Source organism: Clostridium punense (genome assembly GCF_017874425.1).
GTDB lineage: Bacteria > Bacillota > Clostridia > Clostridiales > Clostridiaceae > Clostridium_J > Clostridium_J punense.
The window spans coordinates 129,783-149,983 of record NZ_JAGGLL010000007.1 but is presented as its reverse complement, the minus strand read 5'-3'; the positions used below and the strand labels follow the sequence as shown (position 1 = coordinate 149,983).

At 31.1% G+C, this 20,201-nt stretch carries 16 protein-coding genes and 1 other annotated feature; of the genes, 5 read left to right on the top strand and 11 right to left on the bottom strand.

The window, feature by feature from the left end:
- Positions 1–115: 115 nt before the first annotated feature.
- On the bottom strand, positions 116–1,714 hold the full coding sequence (locus tag J2Z44_RS06165) for a peptide chain release factor 3 (protein WP_021284394.1): 1,599 nt from the start codon (positions 1,712–1,714) through the stop codon (positions 116–118).
- Positions 1,715–1,998: 284 nt separating this feature from the next.
- On the opposite strand from J2Z44_RS06165, the gene J2Z44_RS06160 reads away from it, so the two are divergent.
- On the top strand, positions 1,999–2,586 hold the full coding sequence (locus J2Z44_RS06160) for an AAA family ATPase (RefSeq protein ID WP_021284393.1): 588 nt from the start codon (positions 1,999–2,001) through the stop codon (positions 2,584–2,586).
- 159 nt (positions 2,587–2,745) lie between these two features.
- Here the strand turns inward: J2Z44_RS06160 and trpS are convergent, their stop codons facing one another.
- A complete protein-coding gene (gene trpS / locus J2Z44_RS06155; protein ID WP_021284392.1) occupies positions 2,746–3,750 on the bottom strand; it encodes a tryptophan--tRNA ligase in 1,005 nt (334 codons plus the stop codon).
- Positions 3,751–3,952: 202 nt separating this feature from the next.
- Positions 3,953–4,187 (bottom strand) — a binding site (T-box leader).
- A 130-nt stretch (positions 4,188–4,317) separates the two neighbouring features.
- Positions 4,318–4,692: a desulfoferrodoxin gene (locus J2Z44_RS06150; RefSeq protein ID WP_021284391.1), complete on the bottom strand. Its 375-nt coding sequence runs from the start codon at positions 4,690–4,692 to the stop codon at positions 4,318–4,320.
- A gap of 207 nt (positions 4,693–4,899) precedes the next feature.
- On the opposite strand from J2Z44_RS06150, the gene J2Z44_RS06145 reads away from it, so the two are divergent.
- Positions 4,900–5,163: a hypothetical protein gene (locus tag J2Z44_RS06145; protein ID WP_021284390.1), complete on the top strand. Its 264-nt coding sequence runs from the start codon at positions 4,900–4,902 to the stop codon at positions 5,161–5,163.
- Positions 5,164–5,524: 361 nt separating this feature from the next.
- Positions 5,525–6,055 (top strand): hypothetical protein, encoded by a 531-nt coding sequence (locus tag J2Z44_RS06140; RefSeq protein ID WP_021284389.1) that lies wholly within the window; start codon positions 5,525–5,527, stop codon positions 6,053–6,055.
- A 178-nt stretch (positions 6,056–6,233) separates the two neighbouring features.
- Here J2Z44_RS06140 and J2Z44_RS06135 read toward each other — a convergent pair whose 3' ends face one another.
- A complete protein-coding gene (locus J2Z44_RS06135; protein ID WP_021284388.1) occupies positions 6,234–7,535 on the bottom strand; it encodes a M18 family aminopeptidase in 1,302 nt (433 codons plus the stop codon).
- A gap of 285 nt (positions 7,536–7,820) precedes the next feature.
- Between J2Z44_RS06135 and J2Z44_RS06130 the strand changes: the two genes are divergently transcribed.
- Together J2Z44_RS06130 and J2Z44_RS06125 are read left to right on the top strand one after the other, a co-directional pair.
- Complete coding sequence (locus J2Z44_RS06130; RefSeq protein WP_021284387.1) at positions 7,821–9,005, top strand: cation diffusion facilitator family transporter; 1,185 nt, start codon at positions 7,821–7,823, stop codon at positions 9,003–9,005.
- A 136-nt stretch (positions 9,006–9,141) separates the two neighbouring features.
- Positions 9,142–10,242, top strand: coding sequence for a PRK06851 family protein (locus tag J2Z44_RS06125; protein ID WP_021284386.1), 1,101 nt, complete (start codon positions 9,142–9,144; stop codon positions 10,240–10,242).
- Between the two features lie 343 nt (positions 10,243–10,585).
- Here J2Z44_RS06125 and J2Z44_RS06120 read toward each other — a convergent pair whose 3' ends face one another.
- The 7 genes from J2Z44_RS06120 to lepB all read right to left on the bottom strand — a co-directional run bounded on the left by J2Z44_RS06120 (position 10,586) and on the right by lepB (position 20,017).
- A complete protein-coding gene (locus J2Z44_RS06120) occupies positions 10,586–12,739 on the bottom strand; it encodes a HelD family protein (RefSeq protein ID WP_031271719.1) in 2,154 nt (717 codons plus the stop codon).
- 19 nt (positions 12,740–12,758) lie between these two features.
- The gene (locus tag J2Z44_RS06115) at positions 12,759–13,850 is read right to left on the bottom strand and encodes a mandelate racemase/muconate lactonizing enzyme family protein (protein ID WP_021284384.1); all 1,092 of its coding nucleotides are present in this window, start codon (positions 13,848–13,850) and stop codon (positions 12,759–12,761) included.
- Positions 13,851–14,128: 278 nt separating this feature from the next.
- The gene (pepV, locus tag J2Z44_RS06110) at positions 14,129–15,520 is read right to left on the bottom strand and encodes a dipeptidase PepV (RefSeq protein WP_021284383.1); all 1,392 of its coding nucleotides are present in this window, start codon (positions 15,518–15,520) and stop codon (positions 14,129–14,131) included.
- Entirely contained in the window at positions 15,521–15,919 is a 399-nt protein-coding gene (locus J2Z44_RS06105) for a PqqD family protein (protein WP_021284382.1), read from the bottom strand.
- 134 nt (positions 15,920–16,053) lie between these two features.
- Positions 16,054–17,973: an OPT family oligopeptide transporter gene (locus J2Z44_RS06100; protein WP_021284381.1), complete on the bottom strand. Its 1,920-nt coding sequence runs from the start codon at positions 17,971–17,973 to the stop codon at positions 16,054–16,056.
- Between the two features lie 235 nt (positions 17,974–18,208).
- A protein-coding gene (locus J2Z44_RS06095; protein WP_209649415.1) for an IS630 family transposase occupies positions 18,209–19,271 on the bottom strand; the annotation gives its coding sequence in 2 pieces (ribosomal slippage) (positions 18,209–18,739 and positions 18,741–19,271; 1,062 coding nt in all).
- Positions 19,272–19,501: 230 nt separating this feature from the next.
- Positions 19,502–20,017 (bottom strand): signal peptidase I, encoded by a 516-nt coding sequence (gene lepB, locus J2Z44_RS06090; RefSeq protein WP_021282461.1) that lies wholly within the window; start codon positions 20,015–20,017, stop codon positions 19,502–19,504.
- Positions 20,018–20,201 lie beyond the last annotated feature (184 nt).

The following is a 20,201-nucleotide window of genomic DNA, read 5'->3' as shown; positions in this document are numbered from 1 at the left end:
CACCTTATTCTAAAAAGTCTTTACTTTATATATTCTACATAAAAGCTAAAAATCCTTTTTGAAAAAGAAAAAAAGGTCACTTTTTCAGTGACCTCGAAGTACTTCAGCCTTTTTATTAATCATCACTTTTGCCAATATTAGATAATACTAGTCCTTTATTATGATCAAGTGCCCAACTAATTCCCCAATCACTTTGGAATATTAGAAGATCTCTATCTTTTAAATCTTTTACTATTTTAGTATCACTAGTTAAATTTAAAGTATCTACTGGCTTATCATAGCTTTCAATCCATCTTATATTTTTATATGAAAGCATATCCATTTTAATATCAACATTATATTCATTTTTTAATCTGAACTCTAATACTTCAAACTGAAGAACTCCAACAACCCCAACAATGATTTGTTCTGTTCCAATATGAAGCTCTTTGAATACCTGTATCGCTCCTTCTTGAGCAATTTGAGTTACTCCTTTGATAAACTGTTTTCTTTTCATAGTATCTACAGTTCTAACCCTAGCAAAGTGCTCTGGTGCAAATGTAGGTATTCCTTCAAATTTAAACTTCTTGCTAGTAGAACAAAGAGTATCTCCAATACTGAATATACCTGGATCAAAAACTCCGATAATATCACCAGCATAAGCTTCTTCAATAATTTCTCTATCCTGCGCAAGAAATTGTTGTGGCTGAGCAAGTTTTATTTTATTTCCTCCTTGTACATGGAAAACTTCCATGCCCTTTTCAAAAGCTCCTGAGCAAATTCTCATGAAAGCAATTCTGTCTCTATGAGCTTTGTTCATGTTTGCTTGTATCTTAAACACAAATGCAGAAAATTCTTCATCAAAAGGATTAATCCTACCTGCATTTGAATTTCTTCCTAATGGTGACGTGGTTAGCTTTAAGAAATGAGCAAGGAAAGGCTCTACTCCAAAGTTTGTAAGCGCACTACCAAAGAATACAGGAGTAAGTTCCCCATTTCTAACCTTATCATGGTTAAATTCGTCTCCAGCTATATCTAGAAGCTCAATATCATCAAGAAGCTTTTCATATAAGCTATCAGTAATAGCTTCTCTAGCAGCAGCTTCATCATCTATACTTATACTAGTTTCATGAACTTCTCTTTGCCCGTGGTCCCCAGAGTCAAAAATTTGTATTTCTCTTGCCTCTCTATCATAGACCCCTTTAAAGTGCATTCCTGTTCCTATAGGCCAGTTCATTGGGTAAGATTTAATCCCAAGTTCTATTTCTATTTCTTCCATAAGTTCAAATGGATCTCTAGTTTCTCTATCCATTTTATTAACAAAGGTAAATATAGGAATTTCTCTTATACTACAAACATGGAATAACTTTCTTGTTTGATCTTCTACCCCTTTTGCCCCGTCAATAACCATAACAGCACTATCTGCTGCCATTAAAGTTCTGTAAGTATCCTCACTAAAGTCTTGGTGTCCTGGGGTATCTAGAATATTAATACAGTATCCATTATAATTAAATTGCATTACAGAGGAAGTAACTGAAATTCCTCTCTTCTTTTCTATTTCCATCCAGTCAGAAACCGCATGCTTAGACGCTTTTCTTGCTTTAACAGAACCTGCAAGTCTAATAGCTCCTCCATATAAAAGTAGCTTTTCTGTAAGTGTAGTCTTACCTGCGTCTGGGTGAGAAATTATAGCAAAGGTTCTTCTTTTCTCTATCTCTCTTATGTAATCGCTCAAAGCTATCGCTCCTTATCTTATATAAATTTATGTTATTTGTGAGAACCAAATTAGTTTTCACTGAATTTCTTCAAGTTCAAAATTAACAAATATATAAAAACTTATTGTTTTTTTACATACAACTTATATAATACCACAATAAGGTAGTTAAAACAATTTATATTTATATGTATTTTCACTATAATATTATGACGTATTTTTCACTTTTTATTGGTATTCTGTTGAAAATTGTAATTATTATTGCTATAATAATAAAGCTTATTAATTAATTTGGAGGTCATAATATGACTACTAGAATAGCAATACTAGGCGGACCAAGATGTGGAAAAACCACACTTATGCAGCAATTATATGTAGATATGAAGATAGCTGGATTAGATGTTGGTTGTGCTTCTGAATATAGTACTGATTATCTAAGAGAAAAAGGTATGATTGAAACTATTTCTGAACAATATGGAATATATTTAGGACAGCTAAAATTAGAAGAGGATTTATCTTCTTTTGATTATGCAATTACTGATTATGCTACTTTTGTACCATATATCTATGCTAGATTTATGCTTGGAAACAGAAAACGCACAATTAAAGAAATTGAAATTTTGAAAGATTTATATGGACTTGCTATAAGGGATATTTCTAAATATGATTATATTTTTTATGTAGGAAGAGAATTTGGATATTCAAAGGATGGTGTTAGATGGCAAGATGAAGAAACTGCAGCTGCCATAGACGACGCAATCTTACAATTTTTAGGCAACGAATCAGTTCCATATAGTAAATTAACTGGTAATACTAAAGAAAGAGCAAAGCAAATTCTTAATGTTTTAGGCGTTGACGTAGAAGTACATAATTCTGATAATGATTCAATATAAACTATTTGCATTTTCTACATGTAAGAAAACCTAGTTTCCTTTAGAAACTAGGTTTTTACATTTAACCATTATTTATTTCATCCAAAATATTGGCATCTTGAGTAAGAAAATTGGGCATATCTATAACCTATCAATTAATATTGCAGATAATTTATAAATTTACTTTGCTACAGGTATTAATCCGATTTTCTTTTGCATTTTTCTTAAAGTTTTCATAGATACATAATTGGCTTTTTCTGCTCCTGCCTTATAAATACTTTCTAAATATGTCTTATTGTTTAATAACTCTTTAACCTTGTTTTGAATTGGCTCTAGTTCACTGACTATAGCTTCAGCAACATCGGTTTTAAACTGAGCATATCCCATTCCTTCATATTTATTTTCTATTTCTTCAATGGTTTCCCCTGTAATTGTACTTAATATAGTAATTAAATTCTTAACTCCTGGCTGCTCATCGATGAACTTAACAACCCCTAAGCTGTCTGTAACGGCTCTAGAAACCTTTCTTCTGATAACTTCTGGTGGATCCATAAGTTGAATGGAACCATTTGGATTTTCTTCTGACTTAGCCATCTTCTTAGTAGGATCTTGTAAATCCATTATTTTAGCTCCAGTTTTTGCTACATAAGGTTCTGGGACTACAAAAGTAGGGCTATAAAGCCTATTAAATCTTTCTGCTAAATCCCTAGCAAGCTCTAGATGCTGAACTTGATCTTTTCCTACGGGAACTAAATCGGTTCCGTAAAGCAATACATCTGCAGCCATAAGAATTGGATAATTAAACAATCCTGCACCTATACTTTCTCCACCCTTTTGAGCCTTATCCTTATACTGAGTCATCCTGCTCATTTCTCCCATATAGGCATTACAGGTTAAGAGCCAAGAAGCTTCTGAGTGAGCTGGTACATGTGATTGGATAAATAAGGTATTCTTTTCCGGGTCAATTCCCGCTGCAATGTAAATAGCAAGTATCTCCAGAGTTCTTCTTCTTACATCAGCTGGAAGTTGCTGTACTGTAATAGCATGTAGATCAACTACACAGAAATAGCAATCATACTCGTCCTGTAACTTCACCCAGTTTTTTATAGCTCCCAGGTAATTTCCTAAGGTTAAATCCCCTGAAGGTTTTATACCACTAAAAATAACTTTCTTCTTGTTTTCCATCTTAAACACTCCCTTTTTTTTGCTTACAACTCAAAAAATAATATTTTTATTTTTTAAGTTGTACTTAAATACTAAATTTTATAATATAAAATTTTATTTTTTATAGTCTTTTAAATTGTTTCCCTTATTATTTTAGCTAAATTTATATGTTATAACTTAGGAAAGTAGTTGAAAATTAAAAAGCCCTATGGATATTGTAAATCCATAGGGCGTAAAGTACGCGGTACCACCTAATTTTAAAACTATAATGTATAGTTTTCTCTTTCAGATACGATTATATCCTATCTCTATAACGTGAGAAACACGTGAAAGACTACTTTAATTCATCCTTCCTCTCCACGACCCATTCAGCTTAAGCATAACTATGGTAATTCCACCCTCTACCACTCTCTGAAAATTTGTTTTTAAGCCTACTTACTTCGCTTCAATGATTTAATAATTTAATTTTTATTAACTCAAACTTATTATATATTATGCTACTATTTTATATCAGTGTCAAGAGTTTATAAAAATAACAAATCCTTTTCACTAATAAAAACAGTAGAAGTTACAACATATCTTTAAATTCTATGATCTCCAAAGACCATGTAAATTACAATATTCTCTTGCATAAATTATATCTTCATTGATTTGGAATTCTGCCACTGGCTGTTCATCTATTGATAAGTATTTTCTATAAACTCTATCTTTTGTGTGAACTTCAATCCACTCAATATGATGTTCCACAGTCATTGGATGTAACACAGAACCTACAGTAACTCTATAGCCACCTTCAATTTTTTCAACTACTGGTACGTGTTTTTCTACAGCAGCCTCTTGAGTGTTTTCCTTTTTAAGAGTCATTGGCTTTCCACAACATACTAAAGTCCCCGCTGCTTCATGAACAACTTCTACCATATGTCCGCATACTTCACATTTGTAAACTTGTCTTAATTCACTCATTAAATTATACCTCCAAACTTTTATTGTCATTAATATAATACCATATTTTAGTAACTATTACACATATATATTAGCTTATGCATATATAAATTTTTTATTAATTAAAGATTAATTAATCTACATAAGTATTTATTTGCTCATTCTACACAAAATATGTAGAAGAATATCTTTTCTTAGATTTTTGTTTGTAATAAAGGAGGAGAACTTATGGACAATAAAAATAAAACAAATCAAAAGCCAAAAGCTTATGGACCAAATAAGAGAGATTATCTAGAAGTTGAACCTAAGGAAGTTAAAGCTTACTCCTTAAAGGATTATACTAACCTACCTGATAATGTCCGCGATCCTATTGTTGCTAATAATATATCCTATATGGAATTTGATTACACTTATAATAATGGTGAAGATCTTTTAGGCTTCTCCAGTGAACTCCCACAGACTCCTAAGAATCCTAGGGATATAAATAACTAGTTAACTTTTTTACTGGATTAACACCTAAGAAATTTGTATATACTTTAAAGTTTAAATCTCTGCAGTTTATTTAAGCACAATACTTTTCAAAAAACATTTTTTCTATTTTATATATTTTAAATTATGTAAATCTTGGGGACTCAGTGTATATTGAGTCTCCATTTTTTGTAAATAATTTATGAATTATTTTTCACACATCTATACTATTTTAACTAATTTATGGTTATAATTAACATATAAGTTATGGTAATTTTTATAATTTTCATTAAATTTCAATCATATTTTCACTTATTCCAAGATAAAATTTAGTTTCATAATAATAATTGTATTTTATTTACTATTTTGAATTGGGGATGTTAGTATGAGAAAACTTAAAACTATAACTATTTATCTATTTGTACTTTTCTTTACGTTAGGGGCCTATGGTTCAACCATGAAACCAACTCCAGATAAGGTGTTTTTGAAGGCTTTCTTGACTGAACTATATTCTTTTAATAATGATAAATTACAAAACTTAAATTTTTATAATTTCATGTACCCTTGGGATAAGTTTACTGTTAGGCTTAGAGATTATATGACAGAAAAAACCTTTCAAGATTTTAGCGATAAAAAACTTTATTATGACTACATTACAACATCTTATTATAATGGGTTCCATAGTTCAGTATATTATATCAAGATAAAACCAGGCAATAAAAACATATCTGCCACCACCTATACTTATGAGGCTACTGTAGAACTATTTTATAGGCATAAAAGTACAAGAGAAGTCTACACAGTTAATGGCGAGGTTAACCTATCCAATATTAATGGTAACTATAAAATTACTAAAATAACTAAGCTTGTATTTCCTACTGCTGGTTTTTCTAATGTTGTTTCAAAGCTAGTTTAGCAAAATTCCAAACTGAGAAAAAAGACTTTAGCTTATAAACTAAAATCTTTTCTCAGTTTTTATATATAACTTTTAATCTATTTTAACTTTATTATCTATTAACTTCTTTAAAATCTCATAAATTGAATTTAGCTTAAAACACTAATCAATTCTCAGTTTTAATAGGCTATAATAAAATCTACAGCTTATAAAATTCTAAATAAGATTTCATAACGTAAGTATGATCCATAACTCCTGCTAATTCTCTTATTGAGTGCATAGCTAAAGTTGGGTTTCCAATATCTATTGAACGAATGTTCAAATGAGTTGAAGATATTGGTCCTATAGTTGAACCCCCTCTTACATCAGAACGGTTTACAAATTTTTGATATGGCACTTGTGCAGCCTTGCAAAGTTCCTCGTACACTGCTGAGGAATCACTATCAGTAGTATAAGCAAAGTTAGCATTAATTTTAATAACTGGTCCCTTATTAATAACTGGTCTATTAGTTGGGTCATGTTTATCAGGATTGTTAGGATGAACTGCATGCGCATTGTCTCCTGAAATTAGGAAAGATCTTGAAAGAGCTCTAAAGAAATCTTCTCTTTCCTTACCAAAAGCTAATGCTATTCTTTCTAGAATATTAGCAAGCATTTCAGAGTCTGCCCCTTGCTTTGTAGAACTTCCTATTTCTTCATTGTCAAAGCAAACCATTACATTAGTTCCTTCTGTTACAGGAGCGTCTTTTAAAGCCGCAATACCTGCATGAACCATTTGAAGGTCATCTAATCTACCTGCAGAAATAAACTCATCATTTAATCCAATGATACTTCCTTTTTCAAATTCATATAAGAATAAATCAAAGTCAATAATTTCTTTAGCATCTACTCCTAATTCTTTTGCAATAGCATTAAGTAAGTAATTTCCTTTTTCTAATTCTTCATTAACCAATGAAAGTAGTGGCAAAGTATCCCTTTGAGCATTTAACTCTACACCTTTATTAACTTCTCTATTCATGTGTATTGCTAAATTTGGTATTATAAGAATTGGCTTTTTAATGTTAACTAAAACATTTTTAGGATATAGTATGTTTTCTCCTTTTATAACTACTCTACCTGCTACTGAAAGTGGTCTATCTAACCATGTATTTAATATTGGTCCACCGTATACTTCTGTATTTAATCTTACATAAGTACCTTCAACTACCATTTCACAAGCAGGTTTAATTCTAAAAGTTGGTGAATCTGTATGAGCACCTACTATTTTGAAACCATGGTTTTCAATTTCTCCATTTCCTACTACGAAAGCAACTAACGCTGAGTTGTTTTTAGTAGTGAAATACCTTCCACCCTTTTTCAGATTCCATTTATCCTCTTCTTTTAATTCTTCAAATCCTGTATTTGATAATTCTTTTCTAAGATTTTCAACAGCATGAAATGCTGTAGGGCTATCGTATAGAAAATCTATAAGCTCTTGAGCGAATTGTAATTCTTTTGTCATTTAATATACCTCCCTAAAATTGAACTTCTATAAAGTAGTATATCAAACATCTACTTTCCATTTCTACAAATATTTAAAATAAATAGAAACTTTTTTATATAAAAATTGTTCTAACATAGTTTTAAATGGTTTTATATGAATTATTATGGGAATTAAATTGAGCAAAGTAATCCATAATAAGTAAATATAAAGTATAAACACATAAGTTATGACTTATGATATAATAAGTGCTATGTATATAGTAAATATAGGAAATAATTAAATAGGTTTTAATGAGGTGTAAAAATGATTTCTAATTTCTTAATAAAAAAATTTGTGAAGAATTATTCTGATGTGAAGAATAAAAAAGTAAGAGAAAAGTATGGATACTTAGGGGGCGTTATTGGTATCCTAGCCAACTTAATTTTATTCGGAGTTAAGTTCACAGTAGGAGTTATAGTAAATAGTATAGCAGTAACAGCGGATGCCTTTAATAACCTTTCAGACGTAGGTTCTTCACTGGTTACTATTTTCGGCTTTAAACTCTCAGCTAAACCAGCTGATAAAGAACATCCTTTTGGACATGGCAGAATTGAATATATTTCAGGTTTAATAGTAGCCTCCTTAGTTCTTTTAGTTGGTTTTGAGTTTATAAAAAGCTCTTTTGATAGAATCAAGAATCCTACACCTGTTGAGTTTTCGCTTGTTCCATTTTCGTTGCTTTTAATTTCTATTTTGCTTAAAGTTTGGCTTAGTAGATTTTATAAAAGTATAGGTGGTAAAATTAATTCTTCTGCCCTACGAGCATCTGGAGTAGATGCCTTAAGTGATGTAATATCCTCTTCAACGGTTGCCTTATCACTACTAATTTCAAAATTTACCACACTTCCTATTGATGGATATATTGGTATGGCAGTCTCTGCAGTAATACTTTATGCAGGCTATAACTTAATAAAAGATACATTAAACCCTCTTTTAGGCTCTGCACCTGATAAGGATCTTGTAGATAGTATCCAAACTATGCTTCTAAGTTACGATTATATTGATGGTACTCATGACTTATTAGTACACAATTACGGTCCCGGAAGAATTATAGCTTCAATTCATGCTGAAGTACCCTTAAATATCTCTGTAGTTAAAATTCATGAAATAATAGATAGAGCTGAAAAGGAAATATCTGCTGAGCTTGATATTTATTTAGTTATACATATGGACCCTATCACTACTGATGACAAGGAAATCTTAGCTGCTAAAGAGGAGTTAACTGAGGCACTAAAATCCGTACCAGTTGTAAAATCTTTTCACGATTTTAGGGTAGTTGGTGAGGGAGATAGTAAAAATTTGATCTTTGACGTGGTTGTGGATGCTGACAACAAACTCACAGTAGAAGAAGAGTTAAAAATACAAAACCTTATCAACATTGAATTAAAGAAAAAGTACCCAAATCACAATGCCATAATAACTGTAGATAAGGATTATTTAGGTGTGTAGACCTTTCATTATAACACTAGTCTACATATACAATATTTAACACAAACTTAACCTGTAAAGTAGCAGGTTCTAAATAACACATTAACACACTCCAGAATAGTATATATTACTATGAAAGTATGGAGTGTGATTTTTTATGTCAGGTAAACAAAGACATTTTTTCCCCGGTGGTAATACTTCTAAAGGCTTTTATTCTTTTTACAGGTATATTCTATCTCAAGATGAGGCAAGGCGTATAATTTGCATTAAAGGTGGACCTGGTACTGGTAAATCTTCACTAATGAAAAAAGTAGCTAAAATCTTCTTAGAAAAAGGCTATGAGGTTGAACATCATCATTGTTCTTCTGATAATAATTCCCTTGATGGTGTTGTTATTAAAGGGCTAAACATTGCCCTTCTTGATGGTACCTCTCCCCATGTAGTAGATCCAATGAATCCTGGAGCAGTAGATGAAATTCTTAATATGGGTCAATGCTGGAATGAGGAAGGTTTTAAGGTGTTTAAGCCTTTTATCATGGATACTAACAAGAAAGTAGGAAAAATTTTCAGAAGAGCCTATAGATTTTTTGGTGCTGCTAAAGATATCTATGAAGACTGGTACACCTTTAACAATGAAGCTTTAAATTTTAATAAATTAAGTTTATTAAAAGAGGAACTTAAAAATGAGATCTTACCTAATAATGTAAGTAAACTTGGATTTGACCGTCACTTATTCGCTACAGCCTTCACTCCTAATGGTATTGTAACCTATATTGAAAATCTAATAGAAGGCTTTGAAAAAGTATATGTTCTAAAAGGAGGACCTGGTACAGGAAAAACTTCTGTACTTCAATACATTTATGAAGAAGCTGTAAGACGCGGCTTCTATGTAGAAGTATTCCATACTCCTCTTACTCCTGATAGAATTGAGCATGTATTAATACCTGATTTGGGAGTAGCTATTGTTACCTCTAATGAAATCAATAACATTGATTTTAGTGGTAAAACTTATGATATGAATACCTTGCTAAACCAAAATACTCTTGAGAAAAACAAATCCGAAATTCAAGATGTAAAAGAAACCTTCTATATGCTTTTAAATAAAGGACTTACTTGTATAAAAGGCGCTAAAAGTCTTCATGATGCCCTTGAAACTGGCTACATCCCAAACATGAATTTTGATAGAGTAAACCAAGTTTCAGATGAAATTATTCAAAGATTACTAAAATATGAAGAAGAGTATCTTAAAGGAAAGTAATTTAACCTTTAGTTAAGCCTTAATCATAATTCTCTTCATAAATATCTAGTAAAAATGAGCTATGGTAAAATGAACATTTACTAATTTAAAACAAGGAGGCCAGATATAATAGAATTAATTATCTATTATACCTGGCCTTCATATTTATTTAGAGCTTTAGTGCCTAATGCAACAACTCTATTAGTATTAATTCAAATTAAATATAGTATTTACAACGCTTAGATATCTCTCTATATACAAGTTGCAATATTTACTTCTATCCTATAAGATAATTTTAAGCAACTTATATTAAAAGGAATAATAAATGGAATTACATATATTCATGCAGTATCTTTATTGTATTTTATATATCAAGATTTTTGGTTTTAATAATAAAAAGATTATGAAGAGCTCTAGTACACATAACATACATTAATTTATCTTCTTCTTTAAGCCCTTCTTTATTATTACTCACTATAATTACTCCATCAAATTCTAATCCTTTAGCAAAGTATGATGGTATAATAACTAAACCTTCTCCATGTGCTACCTTTTCTCGATCTATAACCTTTGCAATTACTTTATGTTTTATAATATCTCTTACTCTATAAGCATCTTCTAGATCCCTTGTAACTATTGCTATGTTTTCTAACTCCTTGTTATTCATAGTTTCTACATAACCCTCTATAATTGTTGATAGTTCTTCAGTAGTGAAAACTTCTTTTTCAATTACCTCGTCACCACTTCTCACAAGTGGAACTATTCCTTGGGTTTTAAGAAATTTATTGCTATAATCCATAATTTCTCTTGTAGAACGGTAACTTTTATAAAGCTTAAACTCCTTAGTATTGAAGTCCTTTAGAACACTATCAAGAGATACCATAGGTGAAATTTCATCTTCCATAGGAAGTATTCTTTGATTACTATCCCCTACTATGGTCATTGACACTGCTTTAGTATACTCCTTTAACGCAATAAACTGCATTAAAGAATAATCTTGGGCTTCATCTATTACAACATGCTTAATTTCTCTATGAGATTTTATACCTTCTAATTTTACTTTTAAATACAATATTGCACTTAAATCTATTTCTGTCAGTTCCTTGTATACAAACCTCTCATTTAGTTCTATATATATATCTAGCACTTCAGGAGGATTTAAAAAGTCTAAAGATTTTTTAATACCAATTATTTCACCAATTAGTTCTCTGATTTTAAGCTTTCTGTTAAAATCCAAATTATTTATATGAAAAATCAATTCATCTTTTGGATATGTGGCCTTTTCTTCCTCATACTCCTTTTGAATTTTTCTATATTCCTCATCTCTTATATCCTTTAATCTAGCAAAGATAATTCTTTTAATTTTTTTACATCTTCTAAAAAGCGGAAGCATTAAAAAATCTTCAAGAAACATCTTCTTCATCTCTTCTACGGATATTATCTCATGACTTCTGTAATCTATGCTTCTATAGCTAAAGTATTTACTATTCAACTTCTCAATATAATTATCTATGAAGGTCTTATATCCTATAGATGTTTTATAACTAATTTCCTCTTCAAACTTTTTATCACCAGTTAAATATTTTTCCATAACCTCTTTTAAAGATATGACATCATCAATACTTAGTATATCTAAGACAAAATCCTTAAAGGTTGTCTGCATTACTCCACTCTCACCTAAACTTGGAAGCACAGTGGATATATACTCCATAAAAATATTGTTGGGCCCCAATATGAGAACTTTATCCTCAAGAATCTTTCTATAATTATAAAGAAGATATGCCACTCTATGAAGAGCTATTGTTGTTTTTCCACTTCCAGCAACTCCGTCAACAACCACTGTTTCGGTTCTTGGTTGTCTTATTATGTCGTCTTGTTCTTTTTGTATGGTCATTATAATGTCTTTCAATTTATCTGAAGAGTTTTTACTAAGAACCATTTGTAGAATATCATCTTTCACATCTATAGCAGAATCAAACATACCCTCTAGGGTTCCCTTTTTTATAATAAACTGCCTTTTTTGAAGTACCGATACGTCTACTTTACCTTTTGGAGCTTCATAATAGCCTTCACCTATTCCTCCGTTATAGAATATTGAAGATATTGGTGCTCTCCAATCCACTACCAACGGTTCAAATGAATTCTCTGGAGTAACTCCAAATCTCCCAATATAGATTTGTTCAACACCATAATCTTCTTCTCGAAAATCCACTCTTCCAAAATAAGGTGATACCTTTAAAATGTTTAGTTCCTTTAATCTTCTATCAATAGTCTTGAAAGCCTCTTCCTTCACGAATCTTTCATGATCAAAATACTCAATTACTTTATCTTCATCATCTCTGTATTCTTCAATAAACTTCTTTCTATAGTCTAATATATAATCACTTATGCTTTTTCTATTCTCAATGTATTTTAATATTTCTTCATTTATTATTTTAATAGTTTCTACTAACTTTTCTTCTTCAATAGAAAGCTCTAGTTGCTTTTTTATTTCTTCACTAACCTGATTACTCACAATTATACTTTCCTTTCATCACTTAAATAGAAATCTCTTCCCATCCAATTATATCTGTTATTCCAAGACCTGGTTCATCAGATAATATAATTCTATTTCCTTCTATTGTAGCTCCGCCTACAATTGGATCTTCTGAAAAATATAGCATAGTATCTAAATCAGAAATTATCATATTGCTTTTGGCCGCTGCAAAACTTGCAGCGGCAGTTATTCCTACTTTACTTTCAAGCATACATCCCATCATACACTTAATTCCCATGGTATCTGCCATATTATATATTTTCATAGCATTGTGGATTCCACCACTTTTCATTAACTTTATATTAATTAAATCACAAGCTCTATTCTGTATTATTTTAAAGGCTTCTGGTGTTGCAAATACCGATTCATCAGCCAAAATTAATGTATCCACATTCTCCTTAACAAACTTTAAACCTTCGATATCCCAAGCCTTCACAGGCTGTTCAACAAACTCAATATCCAAGTCTAATTCTTCAATTTTTCTAATAATCTTTACAGCTTCCTTTGGAGACCAACCTTGGTTTCCATCTACCCTTACTTTAATTCCTTTTCTTATGGCTTTTCTTAATAGTTTTACTCTCTCTAAATCATTTTCTGGATTTTTACCAAGTTTTATTTTGATATTGCTATAACCGTCATTTACAGCCTCATAAGCTGCACTAACCATATTTTCTACAGTATCATATTGTATTGTCATATCAGTTAGTATATCGGAATTATATCCTCCTAATAATTTATATAGTGGTATATTAGATCTCTTAGCAGCTAAATCATATAGTGCCATATCAAAAGCAGCCTTAGCACTATTATTTCCCCTAATACACTCATCTATGGTTTTTGTTATACACTCAAGACAACTAATATCCATTCCTTTAATATGCTCAGCGATATGCTTAATTGCACCAACAATTGAATCTTCAGTTTCTCCAGTGACTCTTGGGGCTGGTGCCGCACTTCCAAACCCAATCTCTCCATTGTCAGTAATTATTTTTAGAATAACTTCTTTAGAAAAATTGTACGGTTTATTTCCTATTAAAAATGGTTTTTTAAGTGGTACAGTAATTTTTCCAACTTTTATATCTTTTATTATCATTTATTTATACCTCACATTTTAAAATTATCTATAAATATTATTTTTCAACATTACAGATTAATTATATTCACATTGGTTTGCACTATTCTATATAATTATCTCTTATTATACCCTTCTAATACACTTTTTCAATAAAAAGCGTGTTTACATCTATATAAATTTAAAAACATAGAGAAGCTAACGGACTTCTCTATGTTTTTTAACATATTCTAGTTTTATATAATACAATTCAAGCTCTACAGCATAAAAATGTCTGTAAATTTATTTAGTTCATTCTCTTATTTTGCTAATTCATATAAAGCATGAGTATAAATTTTTGTCATTTGAATTAAATCTTCTATGACTACATATTCATTTGGCTTATGAATTACATCTGGATCTCCTGGGAATGTAGGTCCAAAAGCTAAAGTGTTTGGCATTTCCTTAGCATAAGTTCCTCCACCTATAGAAATTAAAGTTCCCTCTTTTCCAGTCTGTTCACTATAAACCTTTTGAAGTGTTTTAACTAGTGGATTATCTGGAGAGAAATATAAAGGTTCTTGATGTGTAAAATTCTCTATAGTAAACCCTGTATTTTCTATAGTTCTATTAAATGGAGTCATCATATCCTCAAGAGTTTTAGTAACTGGATATCTTAAATTTAAAGTTACTACTATTTTACTTCCATCTATGTTAATCTTACCTAAGTTAAATGATAACTTTCCTGAGTCTTTATCTTCTAGTAAAACACCAAAAGATTCTCCATGAAGTTCCATGCCTATATAGTTAGCTAAGAATTTTATTGCAGTTGATATACAGTCATCACCAAGTGTTAATTCATTTAAGAAAGTAATTATTTGCATTATAGCATTCTTACCAAGCTCAGGAGTACTTCCGTGAGCAGACACACCTACAGACTTTATAGTAACTTTATTTTCATTAACTTCTGCTTTCATATCATAACCATTAACTTTAGCAAAACCATTTAATTTATCTACTAAGTCCATAGTATTTGTAGTTACAACTAATGCTTCTGCATAGTCTGGAACCATATTAGGTGCTACTCCGCCTCTTAAATATTCAACAGCATAATCTCCCTGTGGCATAACTTTTACATCTTTTACAATGTTAAAAGTAGTTATACCTTTTTCTCCATTAATAATAGGGAAATTTGCATCTGGAGTAAAGGCTGCTACTGGTGGTTTTTCCTTTTGAAGATAGTAGTGTAACTCATTGCTACCCGTCTCCTCGTTAGTTCCAAATATTACTCTTATTCTTTTTGAAAGTGGCAAATTAGAATCTTTTATAGCTTTTAACCCATAAAGACAAGCTACTATTGGTCCTTTATCATCTAGTGTACCTCTTCCAAATATTTTATCGTCATGAATTTCTCCACCATAAGGAGGGTGTATCCATCCATCTCCTTCTGGAACTATATCTAAATGACCTAGTGCTGCTACATAGTCTTCGCCTTCACCAATTTCTGCATACCCAACATAGCCATCCACATTAACAGTTTTTAAGCCTAACTTCTCAGCATTGTCTAAGGCACATTGAAGTGCTTTAGCTACATCCTCACCAAAAGGCATTCCTGGTTTTGGTTCTCCTTCTAAACTTTTAATCCTAACTAACTCTTGAGTAGTTCTGATTATGTCTTCACGCATTTCATCAATTCTTAAATTTAAATCCATTTAATTCATCTCCTTATTTGATTCTTCCTTAGGATCTAAGGCCTTAACCTCTTTAAAATGAATCCAACCCTTTCTTGATAAATAAGTTGAATATGTAATTAACTTTTCAATTGCAACTTCTTTGGTATCCCCAAACTTTTTTGACATCTCCATGGCTATTTCGTAAATATTCCTTTCACCATTCATAAGAAGCCAAACTGCTGACCCTTGCTCATCTAAAGCAAGATCACTTATGTTACTCTTCTTTACAAGCCAACTTGTAAACTTTTCTATAGGTTTATCGTGCTTAAAATATAAAGTTACTATACCATCGCTTTCTGAAAAATCAGTATGCTTAATTTCTGGTACATATAGTAAAAAATTATACTTGTCATTTTTTTCAGCAGAATTTTTCTTCATAAAATCACCTACAAAATAGTTAAGAGCCTAATTAAAGGCTCTTAACATTATTATTTATAATCAATATACTAGTAAAATACTTATACTTTGATTATAACACTATTTATATTATTTGCAATAACTAGCAACTTATTCTATTTAGATTTAACTGAGAAGTTATAAACCCACAATCCTAATAAGAAGTACATTGCCGTAGAGAATATTGCATTTCCTGTTAAAGCAGGAAGAAGAGTAGCTCCAAAGCCAATATTTAATCCTGCAGTTGCAATTCCTGCTACAACGATACCCATTAGAGCATCACCAGCAACAAGTCCTGATGCAAGAAGTATACCTGCTTCAACCTTATTTTTCTTAGTCTCTTCATTGTTTTTGAACTTTCTTTCAACAAGAACTCTTACAATACCACCAACTAATATACCAGCATTTAAGTGGATTGGTAAGTATAATCCTAATGCAACTGGTAGTATTGGTAATCCTGCTAATTGACAGAATACAGCTATAGAAGCTCCAACGAATACAAGAGCCCATGGAAGTTCTCCTGTCATTATACCTTTAATAACCATTGACATTAATGTAGCTTGTGGAGCAGCAACTTCTTTTGTTCCTATTCCATAAGTTGTATTTAACATATTGATAACTAGTGCTGCAAATACAGATGCAACCACTAAACCGATAAACATTCCAACTTGAACCTTCTTAGGAGATCCTCCAATGATGTAAGTTGTTTTTAAACTTTGAGCAGTACCTCCAGAAACAGCGATAGCCACACAAACGATACCACCAACTAATACAGCTGCAACCATAGCTTCTTGGCTTGTTTTTCCAAGTGCTTTTAATGTTCCAGCAACGAATAATAATGTAGCGATAGTCATTCCTGATACTGGGTTGTTAGAAGCTCCAATGATACCACACATTCTTGCTGATACTACAGCAAAGAAGAATGAGAACACAACTGCAAGTATAGCTCCAAAAATTCCTGATTCTTTAAACATTGGTAAGAACCAAGCAAGTGCAAATACTACTACTGCTGCACCGATTACCCAAGTAATAGGAGCATCTTCTTCTGTTCTCTTAACTGAACCAGTACCTTTAGCACCAATTCCAGCCATTGCTGATTTGAATGATTTTATAATAGTTGGTGCTGATTTTCCTAGGGATATAAATCCACCAGTAGCAACAGCTCCAGCTCCTATATATCTAACATATTTACTCCAAATATCCCATGCTCCCATTTCAGAGATTAGTTGAGTTGATGGGAATAATGGTTGAGATAATCCAGCTCCTATGAACTTAATAAGAGGAATTAATCCAAGCCAAGCTATTAAAGAACCACCAAACATGAATGCAGATGCTTCTGTACCAACTATAAATCCAACCCCTAGTAATGAAGCTAGAGTATCGAATCCAAATATTGAACCTTGATATTTAGTGATTACCCATTCTGGTTCTTCAAGCCATAGCTTCATTCCACCAGAAAGGAACTTATAACCAGCACCAACTCCAAGTCCAGTCATAACTGTTTTAAAGCCAGCACCGCCTTCGCTTCCGCTTACTAAAACTTCAGCTGCAGCCATTGACTCTGGGTAAATTAAGTTACCATGTTCTTCAACTATTAAGAATCTTCTTAATGGAGTAACAAAGAATACTCCTAGAAGTCCTCCTAGTGTAGTAACTATAACTACAGTCCAGATGCTTAAATCAAAGCCCCATAATATAATTGCTGGAAGTATAAATATAATACCACCGGCTATAGACTCTCCCATAGCTGCTACTGAAGCAACTAAGTTAGCCTCTAATATATTATTTCTTCTGAAGATTCCTTTTAAAATTCCTGTTGCAAGTATTGCTCCTGGTATTCCAGCAGAGATTGTTAATCCTACTTTTAATCCAAGATAAGTATTTGCTGCTGCAAATATAATTGCGAATATAATTCCTAGAAAAATAGAATATCCAGTTGACTCTGGCATTGCTACTGACGTAGGAACAAATGGAAGATAGTCATCACCATGAACACCGCCATAGGCATTATGGGATAATTTTTTTGCGTTTTCCATCACTTTACCTCCTTATTTATTATTAAAAATATGTGCTATTAAAGAATATCACATTTCGACAAAAATATTAAGTTCATTTTTGGCTGTTTTTCCAATTTATCCAGCTAATAGTTCATTTTTCGTTAACTTGCTACTATTTTCTTATACTTTGTGAATATTTAAATAAAATATAATTAACAACTTGTAAACAAGTTTATCAACTACTTTTAATATTATATATGTTTTAATAAAGTTTCTACATTCTAACACATAGCCTGTCTATGGTTCGAGTAGGAACTTTATTTATTGTATTAATAAAGTTCTTCACAGCACTTCTTACCCTTAGTATATTAGGGAAAAACACATTATTAATTACTGATGATTTTAACCATCCCCATAACCCCTCTATCAAATTAAGTTCTGGGCTGTATGGTGGTAAAAACATTAACTCTAATCTAGATTTATTTTCATCTAGAAATGGCTGTATTAGTTTAGCATGATGTATTCTAGCATTATCCAGGACCATTACTATTTTACCCGTAGGGTACAGTTTAAGGGTAGTTTTTAAGAATTCCCCAAATACCTTTGCATCATATCTTTCATGCTCTTCACAATACACTATTCCTGTTTCATAATTTAATATTCCTATCAATTTAACTCCAGCATTCTTACCGTAGGTAGGTATTTTCTTTTGCTTCCCCTTTATAAACCAAGTCTTTTGGATAGCCTGATAATCCCTAATCATAGATTCATCTTCAAACAATATATGATCCACCTCCCCATTAAGGTGTTTTTTTTAGGGCTTCAAAATCTTTTTTAAAGTCTTCTTGTTTTTCCTTATCTGCTTTTGCCAATACATATGTGGGTCTTGTATAACTTAAATTTAATCTTCGAAGAACTATTGACATCGCACTATGACATAGTTCAATATCAAATTGACTAATAGTCCATTGTCTTATAAGTTCTATGGTCCAGTTTTTTCTTCCTTCAAACCCGACTTCGTCTGGCGTTTTATTTATAATAATTTCTACAAGCTGATTTTGTTGTTCTGTATTAAGCTTTCTTTTAGCTCCTGGACTAAATTTCATTTCTAATCCAGATAAACCACTTTTATTATAGTTTTTTATATAGGTGCCTACGGCATGGGGCTCTAGCCCCTCCATTTCTGCGATCCTTTTGTTTGTAAAGCCTTCAAAATGTCTTAGTATTACTGAATATCTTTTATGCATCCGTATACTCTTAGTTTCCTTTAAAGCACATCTTAATTCTTCAATTTCTTTTTCATGTCCATCTATCTTATTTAGTATTAAAGTTTCCATATAAAAATCCTCGCATAATTTATTTTTATTATTTTGGATTTTTATATAGTTTTATATTAGTGGTATTTTTAGGGATGTATTTTCTTAATTAAAACTTATATATTAAAACTTTTTCAAAATCCCCTTATCTTGGATTTATTATTATCCAAAATTGTTAAAGTTATTACTATTTTATAAAAGAAAAACCTTTACTAAGAAAGTGCAGGTTTTTCTTTTATTAGAATTCTTATTTACTTTAAGGCACCAAACCTATCAAAAGGTTTAATTATAAATTTAGCTTTTCCCATAATTTCATCATATGGTATGTATGGATCGTTCCAATATCTAGAATCTACAGAGTTTGCTCTATTGTCTCCTAAAAATAAGTAATATCCTTCTGGTACAATAAAAGTTCCTGTCTTATCGCTCTTATACTTTACATAATCTTCTTCTAATTTAACATCATTAATTAGTACACTACCATCAGATTTAATTTCTACTTTTTCATTAGGAAGTCCTACTAATCTTTTTATCAAATCTTCATTTGCCTCTTTAGAATGAAAAACTAAAATATCCCCTCTTTTTAAAGAAGTAGGTTTATAATTTCTAAGTACAAAAATTTTATCACCAGGTTTAATAGTTGGATACATCGATTCTGTAGGAACACTAACGTTAAAAAACACAAATTTATTAATAATAAAAGCTAGAATCACGGCACATAAAATTGGTAGAGCCCATTCTTTAATAAACTTTCTTACGATGTCCATGTAAATCACCTCATTTTATTCATAAGATTCATTTTATCATAGGAATTAAGCTTAATCAAATTAACTTTTTATCATTAATAGTTCTTCTACTTTAAAGCATTTTAAAATCAATATATTTTCTTTAATACTGTTCTTTCAACCACAAATACAAATATCCTTATACAATTAGAATTATTATTAGGTT

Excerpts from the sequence above, each read along its gene's own strand:
- J2Z44_RS06100 (WP_021284381.1), bottom strand. The coding sequence starts at position 17,973 with ATGGAAAACGCAAAAAAATTATCCCATAATGCCTATGGCGGTGTTCAT.
- J2Z44_RS06140 (WP_021284389.1), top strand. The coding sequence starts at position 5,525 with ATGAGAAAACTTAAAACTATAACTATTTATCTATTTGTACTTTTCTTT.
- J2Z44_RS06150 (WP_021284391.1), bottom strand. The coding sequence starts at position 4,692 with ATGAGTGAATTAAGACAAGTTTACAAATGTGAAGTATGCGGACATATG.
- J2Z44_RS06115 (WP_021284384.1), bottom strand. The coding sequence starts at position 13,850 with ATGATAATAAAAGATATAAAAGTTGGAAAAATTACTGTACCACTTAAA.
- J2Z44_RS06105 (WP_021284382.1), bottom strand. The coding sequence starts at position 15,919 with ATGAAGAAAAATTCTGCTGAAAAAAATGACAAGTATAATTTTTTACTA.
- lepB (WP_021282461.1), bottom strand. The coding sequence starts at position 20,017 with ATGGACATCGTAAGAAAGTTTATTAAAGAATGGGCTCTACCAATTTTA.
- trpS (WP_021284392.1), bottom strand. The coding sequence starts at position 3,750 with ATGGAAAACAAGAAGAAAGTTATTTTTAGTGGTATAAAACCTTCAGGG.
- J2Z44_RS06160 (WP_021284393.1), top strand. The coding sequence starts at position 1,999 with ATGACTACTAGAATAGCAATACTAGGCGGACCAAGATGTGGAAAAACC.
- J2Z44_RS06125 (WP_021284386.1), top strand. The coding sequence starts at position 9,142 with ATGTCAGGTAAACAAAGACATTTTTTCCCCGGTGGTAATACTTCTAAA.
- J2Z44_RS06145 (WP_021284390.1), top strand. The coding sequence starts at position 4,900 with ATGGACAATAAAAATAAAACAAATCAAAAGCCAAAAGCTTATGGACCA.
- J2Z44_RS06130 (WP_021284387.1), top strand. The coding sequence starts at position 7,821 with ATGATTTCTAATTTCTTAATAAAAAAATTTGTGAAGAATTATTCTGAT.
- J2Z44_RS06135 (WP_021284388.1), bottom strand. The coding sequence starts at position 7,535 with ATGACAAAAGAATTACAATTCGCTCAAGAGCTTATAGATTTTCTATAC.
- pepV (WP_021284383.1), bottom strand. The coding sequence starts at position 15,520 with ATGGATTTAAATTTAAGAATTGATGAAATGCGTGAAGACATAATCAGA.